This window comes from Janthinobacterium sp. LS2A, from assembly GCF_036543145.1.
Classification (GTDB): domain Bacteria; phylum Pseudomonadota; class Gammaproteobacteria; order Burkholderiales; family Burkholderiaceae_D; genus Janthinobacterium; species Janthinobacterium aestuarii.
The window spans coordinates 1-265 of the sequence record NZ_JAZHPB010000038.1 but is presented as its reverse complement, the minus strand read 5'-3'; the positions used below and the strand labels follow the sequence as shown (position 1 = coordinate 265).

General features: G+C 54.0%; 1 rRNA gene. It reads left to right on the top strand.

The window, feature by feature from the left end:
- Positions 1-265 (top strand): 23S ribosomal RNA (locus tag V3C40_RS28310); the annotation flags it as partial.

The window sequence follows — 265 nt, the reverse complement described above, 5'->3', positions numbered from 1 at the left end:
ATATGGTAGGAGAGCGTTCTGTAAGCCTGCGAAGGTGTCTTGTAAAGGATGCTGGAGGTATCAGAAGTGCGAATGCTGACATGAGTAGCGATAATGGGGGTGAAAAGCCTCCACGCCGTAAGCCCAAGGTTTCCTGTTCAACGTTCATCGGAGCAGGGTGAGTCGGCCCCTAAGGCGAGGCAGAGATGCGTAGCTGATGGGAAGCAGGTTAATATTCCTGCACCGTCGTATGATGCGATGGGGGGACGGATCGCGGAAGGTTGTC